This is a genomic window from Brevundimonas sp. RM1 (genome assembly GCF_052907225.1).
In genome coordinates this window covers 23,477-31,561 of sequence record NZ_JBRERY010000020.1, presented here as the reverse complement: position 1 = coordinate 31,561, position 8,085 = coordinate 23,477, and the positions used below count along the sequence as shown (strand labels likewise).

Annotated in this window: 7 protein-coding genes and 1 pseudogene; 4 read left to right on the top strand and 4 right to left on the bottom strand. The window is 70.3% G+C overall.

Annotation, left to right across the window (positions count from 1 at the left end; genetic code table 11):
• Positions 1 to 900: cytochrome c oxidase subunit II (gene coxB / locus ACU5AP_RS13815; protein ID WP_446681377.1), on the bottom strand; the 900-nt coding region annotated here is incomplete at its 3' end.
• A 264-nt stretch (positions 901 to 1,164) separates the two neighbouring features.
• Between coxB and ACU5AP_RS13810 the strand changes: the two are divergent.
• From ACU5AP_RS13810 to tldD, 4 genes and pseudogenes are all read left to right on the top strand, one after another.
• A pseudogene (locus ACU5AP_RS13810) lies at positions 1,165 to 1,476 on the top strand (PadR family transcriptional regulator); the annotation flags it as partial.
• Between the two features lie 116 nt (positions 1,477 to 1,592).
• The gene (locus tag ACU5AP_RS13805; RefSeq protein ID WP_003165980.1) at positions 1,593 to 2,159 is read left to right on the top strand and encodes a DUF1700 domain-containing protein; all 567 of its coding nucleotides are present in this window, start codon (positions 1,593 to 1,595) and stop codon (positions 2,157 to 2,159) included.
• A gap of 26 nt (positions 2,160 to 2,185) precedes the next feature.
• The gene (locus ACU5AP_RS13800; protein ID WP_446681376.1) at positions 2,186 to 2,965 is read left to right on the top strand and encodes a GIN domain-containing protein; all 780 of its coding nucleotides are present in this window, start codon (positions 2,186 to 2,188) and stop codon (positions 2,963 to 2,965) included.
• Between the two features lie 246 nt (positions 2,966 to 3,211).
• Positions 3,212 to 4,642: a metalloprotease TldD gene (tldD, locus tag ACU5AP_RS13795; protein ID WP_128720642.1), complete on the top strand. Its 1,431-nt coding sequence runs from the start codon at positions 3,212 to 3,214 to the stop codon at positions 4,640 to 4,642.
• Positions 4,643 to 4,811: 169 nt separating this feature from the next.
• On the opposite strand, the gene mnmH is transcribed toward tldD, so the two are convergent.
• Genes mnmH through ACU5AP_RS13780 form a run of 3 tightly spaced genes read right to left on the bottom strand, consistent with a single transcriptional unit; the run spans position 4,812 to position 7,955 of the window.
• Positions 4,812 to 5,873 (bottom strand): tRNA 2-selenouridine(34) synthase MnmH, encoded by a 1,062-nt coding sequence (gene mnmH / locus ACU5AP_RS13790; protein ID WP_223850889.1) that lies wholly within the window; start codon positions 5,871 to 5,873, stop codon positions 4,812 to 4,814.
• On the bottom strand, positions 5,873 to 6,928 hold the full coding sequence (selD, locus tag ACU5AP_RS13785; RefSeq protein WP_128720643.1) for a selenide, water dikinase SelD: 1,056 nt from the start codon (positions 6,926 to 6,928) through the stop codon (positions 5,873 to 5,875). Before selD ends, mnmH begins: the two co-directional genes overlap by 1 nt.
• A gap of 31 nt (positions 6,929 to 6,959) precedes the next feature.
• Positions 6,960 to 7,955, bottom strand: coding sequence for a TraB/GumN family protein (locus tag ACU5AP_RS13780; RefSeq protein ID WP_128720644.1), 996 nt, complete (start codon positions 7,953 to 7,955; stop codon positions 6,960 to 6,962).
• Positions 7,956 to 8,085: the final 130 nt, after the last annotated feature.

Sequence of the window (8,085 nt, the reverse complement as noted above, 5' to 3'; positions counted from 1 at the left end):
CGCGGCGTCGGTCGGGGCGGCGGCGCCGGCGGCCGGAGCGGCGGGCGCAGCCGCAGCAGCGGCGGGCGCTGCGTCATCGGCGGGCTTGGTCATGGAGCCGCCCTTGGAGGCGACCCAGGCGGCGAAGGCTTCCTGGCTCACCACCTTGACGTGGATCGGCATGAAGGCGTGGTCGACGCCGCACAGCTCGGAGCACTGGCCGTAGTAGTCGCCTTCCTTTTCGGCGCGGAACCAGGTCTCGTTCATGCGGCCCGGAACAGCGTCCACCTTGATGGCGAAGGCCGGCACGGCGACGGCGTGGATCACGTCCGAAGCGGTGATCAGCAGGCGCACGTTCTGACCGACCGGAACCACCATCGGCTCATCGGCGGCCAGACGATACAGATGCTTGGGCGCCTTATCTTCCGGCAGCATGTTCGAGATGTACTCGGCCACGCCCTGGTCCGGATATTCATAGCCCCAGTTCCACTGGTTGCCGGTGATCTTCACCGTGACGTCCGAGTCCGGATAGTCGTGATAGGCGAACAGCAGGCGGAACGAGAACAGGGAGATGCCGACCAGGATCAGCACCGGCACCACGGTCCAGATGACCTCGATGACCGTGTTGTGGCTCCACTTGGCCGGGGTCGGGTTGGCGCGCTTGTTGTAGCGGATCGCGATCCACACCAGCAGCGCCAGCACCAGGACGCAGATCACGGTGATGACCGGCATCAGCACGACGTTGTGGAAGAAGTGAGCCTCGTGCGCCAGCGGCGCGGCGGCCGTCTGCAGGCCCAGGCCCGCCGGAACCGGCTGCCCCAAAAGATCCTGCGCCATCGCCGGCGCAGCGAAAATGGCGGCAAGGGCGGTCGCGGCGATACCGCCCCCCAACCGCGCCATGGCTCGCATGCCCATCCCCATTCGAGAAGTCCTCATAAACCGTTCTGCAGCAGACGTTTGCGAGCAATTCGCAAGCGTCGCCGGGCCCAGACGGACCTCGGCGTGTCATGGCCGGTCCTTATCGGCTCGAACCGCCCTTGCCAAGCGATCAAGCGCACCTATGGCGCCCTCTCGACAAAATGCGGTCGATTAAATCGCTGTCATGTTTGAACAGCTACCTTGCACGACAAGATACCTTGCGATACCCCTTGAATATCCGAAGAGCGGACGCCCAAGAGGGACCGAATGCCCGACACCATCGACATTCAACTGAAGAAAGGCGTGCTGGGGCTCTGCGTCCTGGCGCTGCTCGCCCGACGCGACAGCTACGCCTATGAGATCGCCAGCCGCCTGTCCGACGCCATCGGCATGGGAGAAGGCACCATCTACCCGCTGATGCGGCGGATGCAGACCGACGGCCTGGTGGAGACCTATCTGGTCGAATCATCCAGCGGCCCGTCCCGCAAATACTATCGCCTGACCGCAGCGGGCCGCCGCGCCCTGGACGGCCAGACCGGCGAGTGGCGAGCCTTCGCCCGCGCCGTCGAAGCCCTGATCGCCGGCGATGACGACGAAAGCGTCATTGTCGCGGAAGCTCCAGCTGAGACGCCCGCCTTGCTCGATCAGAGCGCCCGAACCGAATCGACCGCCCAAGCTGACAGGGGAGAGGACAAATGAACCGCGCGGAATTCCTGGCGCGACTGCGACGCGGCCTGGTGGGCCTGCCCGCCGCCACCGCCAATGAGATCGTGGCCGACTACGAAGCCCACTTCGCCGACGGCGCCGCCGCCGGCCGCAGCGAGGCCGAGGTGGCCGAGGCCCTGGGCGACCCGGATCGCCTGTCCCGCGAGTTGAAGGCCGAGGCCGGCGCCCAGCGCTGGCGTCAGGAGCCGTCGGCCTCATCCGCCGCCGGGGCCGTGTTCGGCATCCTGGGCCTGGGGGCGATCGACATCCTGATCCTGCTGCCCATCGCCCTGCCCGTCTTCGGCACGGTGCTGTCCCTGCTGCTGGGCGGGGTCGGCGTCTTCATCGCCGGCGGCTTCGTCATGGTGGCGGGCGCCTTCATGGGCCTGCCGGGCGGGGCGCTGGCCGCCGCGCTGCTGGGCGTCGGCCTGATGGGTCTGGGCATCTTCATGGTCGGAACCATGGCGCTGCTGACCAAGTGGCTGATCGACGCCACCGTCTGGTACGCCCGCCTGCACTACCGCGTCATCAAACCCGCCCTGGAACCCCAGGCCTAAAGCCAGAGAGTGAGGAGAACACAGTCATGATCCGCAATCTGCTCATCATCTCCGGCGCGGGCCTGATCCTGGCCATCGTCGGCATCGGCGGCGCCTTCGCCGTGGGAGGCCGCGACCTGGCCCGCCACGACTGGACCTGGGCCATCACCGACGACGAGGCCGGCGACAGCGGCTTCACCGTCGAACGCGGCCAGGTCTCGCCCGACACGACCCGCACCATCGAATGGACCGGCGGCGATCGCCTGGCGATCAACATCCCCGCCGACGTGGTCTACGACCAGCAGGCCGATACGCCGGGCATCACCGTCTCGGGCGCCCAGAGCGTGGTCGAGCGTGTCCGCTTCTCCAACGGCCGCCTGACGCTGGACGAGGCCCCGCGCGGCGATCGCAGCTATGTCCGCTGGACCCGCACCGGCATTCGCGGCTGGAGCGAGACCGACGCCCTGAAGATCATCATCAAGGCCCCCTCGGTGAAGACCTTCGACCTGTCGGGCCCGACCGAGCTGAAGATCCGCGGCTATGACCAGCCGTCGCTGGACCTGACGCTGACCGGCTCGTCCGACGTGCGGGTCCAGGGCCGGACCGACGCCGTGACGGTCGATGTCTCCGGCGCCGGCGACGCCCGCATGGACGAGCTGATCGTCGACGACGCCAAGGTCCGCGTCAGCGGCTCGGGCGAGGTCCGCGTCGGCCCCAGCGGCAAGGCCGAGGTCGACGTCTCGGGCAGCGGCGAGGTCCGCCTGACCCGCCGCCCCGCCGAACTGCGCCAGTCGGTCAGCGGCTCGGGCGAGGTGACGGAGGACTGACAAGTGCTCCCCCTCTCCCGGCGGGAGAGGGCTTGAGCCTCCAAGAGCCGAAGGCGATTGGAGCAGGCGAAAGGGTGAGGGGCTTGTCCCGGCCGTCGGCGTCAGCCGTCGCGCGACCTCATTAACCGCGAACCCTCACCCTTTCGCGCAAGAACGATCGCTACGCTCTCGTGCGCTCAAGCCCTCTCCCAACAGGGTTTTTGCTGCCCCCGTGACGCCGCGCTCCTCAGCCCCTATCTAGCGTCCATGAGCACCGTCGCCTCCCCTTCCCCCATCCTCGACGCCGCGGGCGTAGCCCCGGACGAGGCCCTGTCGATCCTGCAGACCGCCCTGTCGGGCGCCGACGACGGGGAGCTGTTCCTCGAAAAGACCGAGAGCGAATCCCTGGTCTTCGACGATGGGCGGCTGAAGGGCGCCTCCTACGATGCTGTTGAAGGCTTCGGCCTGCGCGTCGTGGCGGGCGAGACCGCCGGCTACGCCCACGCCAATGAGATTTCCGCCGCCGCCATCCGCCGCGCCGCCGACAGCGCTGCGCTCGCCAAGCGCGGCTATGACGGAACCGCCGCCGAGGCGCCGCGCGACACCAACCAGCGCCTCTATGATCCGGTCGATCCGCTGCTGGCCCCGGCCTTCTCGGACAAGATCGCCCTGCTGGCCGAGATCGACGCCTGGGCCCGCGCCCGCGATCCGCGCGTGGTGCAGGTCTCGGCCTCCCTGGTCGGCGAGCGACGCGCCATCGACATCCTGCGCGGCGACGGGCGGCTGCTCAGCGACCTGCGCCCGCTGGTGCGGCTGAACGTCTCCGTCACCGTCGAGAAGGACGGCCGCCGCGAGAGCGCCTCGTCCGGCGCGGGCGGCCGCGCGGGCTTTGAGCATTGGGTCGCCCCCGAACGCTGGCAGGCCCAGGTGGACGAGGCCCTGCGTCAGGCCCTGGTCAATCTGGAGGCCGTCGACTGCCCGGCGGGCGAGATGGACGTGGTGCTGGGCGCGGGCTGGCCCGGCGTCCTGCTGCACGAAGCGGTCGGCCACGGCTTCGAGGGCGACTTCCACCGCAAGGGCTCGTCGGTCTTCACCGGCATGATGGGCAAGCGGGTGGCCGCGCCGGGCGTGACGGTCGTGGACGACGGCTCCATCGCCGGGCGCCGCGGCTCCCTGTCGTTCGACGACGAAGGCACCCCGACCTCGCGCACCGTGCTAATCGAGGACGGGATCATGGTCGGCCTGATGCACGACCGGCTGTCGGCGCGTCAGCTGGGCGCGAACGCCACCGGCAACGGGCGGCGCCAGTCCTTCGCCCACACGCCCATGCCGCGCATGACCAACACCTTCATGGAAGGCGGCAAGGATTCGCAGGCGGACATGATCGCCAGCACCAAGCGCGGCCTCTACGCCGCCAACTTCGGCGGCGGTCAGGTGGACATCACCAACGGCAAGTTCGTCTTCCAGTGCACCGAGGCCTATCTGATCGAGGACGGCAAGATCACCGCCCCCGTGCGCGGCGCCACCCTGATCGGCGACGGCGCCACGGCCCTGACCCAGATCCAGATGATCGGCGACGACTTCGCCTTCGACCCCGGCGTCGGCACCTGCGGCAAGGCGGGGCAAGGCGTCCCCGTCGGCATCGGCCAGCCCAGCCTCAAGATCGGCGGCCTGACCGTGGGCGGCACGGCGGTCTAGTCCACCCTCTCCCGGCGGGAGAGGGCTTGAGGCTCGGAGAGCCGAAGGCGATCCGCTAGCCGAAAGGGTGAGGGGCTTGTCCTGTCCGTCGGCGTCAGCCGTGGCGCGACCTCTTCACCCGCGAACCCTCACCCTTTCGCGCAAGAACGATCGCTACGCTCTCGTGCGCTCAAGCCCTCTCCCGTCGGGAGAGGGAAATCGCCACAGCCTCAGCGGCGCGGTCCAGATCGCTCTCAGCGCCGCCGTCCATCGTGATCTCGCCCAGATCGCGCGCCCCCGCAGACGCGCGGCGATAGGCCGGGTCGTAGTGCTCGCGCATCAGGGCCGTCGCCAGGGCGCGCAGGTCGCCCGCCTGGGACAGGGCGCGCCACTGCGCGATCCGCTCTCGGCTGTGGTGGCTGGGCATCCGCGCTAGCAGGGCGTCGCGCACGGCCGCATCCTCAGTCGCCGCCTGATAGTCGCGCAACACCCGCTCGACCCGCGCCTCGAACGGGGCGGACAGGCGCAAGGCGGGCGCCGCCTTCATCGCCGCCCACAGCACGGGCGGCACGGTCAGGCGGCCGATGCGGCTGGCCTCGGCCTCGACCACCACGGGGCGGCTCAGGTCGAGGGCGGCAAGCGCGGCGTAGAGACGGCTCTCGAACAGCTTCTGCGACGGCTGCTCCGCCTCGGTGCGCCCGAACAGGGAGCCGCGATGCGCCGCCAGCCCCTCCAGGTCCAGGCTCTGGGCGCCGTGGTCGGCCAGGCGCGCCAGCACCTCGGTCTTGCCGCTGCCGGTCAGGCCGTCCAGCAGGACCAGCTTCAACGGCGGAGCCGTCTCCAGGTCATGCAGGGCGGCGGCCACCGTGCGCCGCCAGGTCTGATAGCCGCCCTCCAGCCGCGTGACGGGCCAGCCGACCTGCTCCATCACCGTGGTCATGGCCGTCGAGCGCTGCCCGCCGCGCCAGCAATAGACCAGAGGCTGAAACCCGCCGTCGCGGTCGCCCAGCGCCCCGTCCAGATGCGCGGCGATGTTGCGCGCCACCAGGGCCGCGCCCAGGCGGCGGGCGAGGAATTTCGACGTCTGAACGTAAAGCGTCCCCACCTCGGCCCGCTGGGCGTCGTCCAACACCGGCAGGTTGATCGCGCCGGGCAGGTGGTCCTCGGCGAATTCGCCGGGGCTGCGCACGTCGATGACGGCGTCGTAGCGGGCGAGCGCCCCCAGCGACACGTCCGCCGTCAGCCGCGCCATCAGCCGCCCGCCTTCACGACCACGGAAGGCGCGCCCTCGCGCACCCGGCCGACGCGGCGCGCCGAGGCGAAGCCCATGCCCTGAACCAGCGCCATCACGCCTTGCACCGCCTCGAGCGCGACGGCGATCAGCAGGCCGCCCGAGGTCTGGGGATCAGTCAGCAGGTCGCGCCGCCATTCCGGCAGTTCGGCGTCCAGCGTCACCGCCCCGCCATAGGCCGCCCAGTTGCGCACCGAAGCGCCGGTCCGCACCCCGGTCTGAGCCAGGGCGGGCGACCCGTCCAGAAAAACAGGCGCATCAGCGTCGATCTCGACCGTCAGGCCCGCGCCGCGCGCCATCTCCAGCGCGTGGCCCAGCAGGCCGAAGCCGGTCACGTCCGTCACCGCGTGGACGCCGTCCATCGCCGCCAGCTTCGGCCCCGGCGTGTTGAGCTTGGTGGTCGAACCGATCAGGGCCTCATAGCCGCCCGCCTCCAGCCGCCCCTGCTTATAGGCGGCGCTCAGAACGCCGACACCCAGGGCCTTGGTCAGGATCAGCACGTCGCCCGCCCGCGCGCCGCGATTGGTCAGCACCCGGTCAGGATGCGTCAGGCCCAGGGCGACCAGGCCGTAGATCGGCTCCAGGCTGTCGATCGAATGGCCGCCCGCCACGGGCACGCCCGCCTCGGCGCAGACGGACGCGCCGCCTTCCAGCACCCGGCCGATGGTCTGGGGCGACAGCTTGCCGACCGGCATGCCGACGATGGCCAGGGCGAAGATCGGCGTCGCCCCCATGGCGTAGACGTCCGACAGGGCGTTGGCCGCCGCGATCCGGCCGAAGTCGAACGGGTTGTCCACCATCGGCATGAAGAAGTCGGTCGTGGCCACCAGGGCCTGCTGGTCGTTCAACCGCCAGACCGCCGCGTCGTCCGAAGTCTCGGTCCCCACCATCAGATCGGCGAAGGCCGCCGTGCGCGGCGTCGAGGCCAGGATGGACTGCAGCACGTCAGGCGCGATCTTGCAGCCGCAGCCGCCGCCATGGGCCAAGGAGGTGAGTCTGGGTTCGATGTCGCTCATGCCCCCGGCGTCGGCCTTCGGAGGCCGGGCGTCAACCGCCTTCGTGCGTGGCGGGGGATGCGGCGCGCCACTCGGGGCCGTCCACCTCGAAGCCCTGGGCCTCCAGCGCATCCAGCACGCCGCCCGGCTCGGCCAGACGACGCAGCGGGGCGACCGCCATGGTCAGGCCGGGCTGGGTCAGTGCCTGGGCGATGGCGTCGGTCCATTCCGTACGCAGTTGCGGCCCGATCTGCGGATCGCCCCAGGGCCAGCAGCGGTCCACCGCCTGATCGACCGGCGAGGCGAGCACCTCGGCCACCCGCAGCCCGCGCCAGGCCTCGGCCCGCAGGCGCACCGCCTCCGGTCCCAGTTCGGCCGCCGACAGGGCGGCCCGCAGGCATTCGCGATGCGTCTGGGGCGGAGCGGAGATCAGGCTCTCCACCAGATCGGCGCCGCGCACCACCCCGACGGAGCGGATCGGCACACGCGCCTTGCGGGCGGCGCGGCGCACGGCGTCGTCGGCGCCGACCGGCCGGGCGTCCTTCTCGCCCGCCTTGTCCTTGAACAGGTCGATGGCGAGCATCAGCAGACTGTACCGCCGCCACTGGTCGGTCTTTTCGTCCGCCATCAGGGCCTCCAGCCGCGCCTGATCCTCGGGCGTCAGATAGTCGGCGGTCGTCGCGCCTTCCGGCAGCCAGCCGATGGTGCGGATGCGCCACATCAGGCGCAGGACGTCGGCGGGCGAGGCTCGGCCGCGCTGTGGGAACAGGATGCGATCGGAACGGGCGGCGGCCTCCTCCAGCGCCTGGGCGCGCCATTCGAAGTCGCGCGGCGCCTCCTCGATGGCGCCGACCAGGATCATCACCCCCTCGCCGTCGCGCCGCACCGTCCACATCGGCGCGCCTGCCCGACGCGCCGTGACGACCACCTCGTCCACCCGGGTCGCGGTCTCTTCTTGCGACAGCGGCGGCGAACCGGCCGAGCTCGCGACAGGCGCCGCAGCGGCGACCAGAACAGCGGCAGAGACGGCGACGAGACGAGCTTTCATCGTGGCAACATAACCCGCGTCCAACTCGCCGCACGTGACTATTCCGTAATAGTGTCAGCGATTTAATCCACCTGTCGGGCTTGTAACTGGAGATCGAACCGCCACGCCGCCAAACCTCTGCCGGACACCG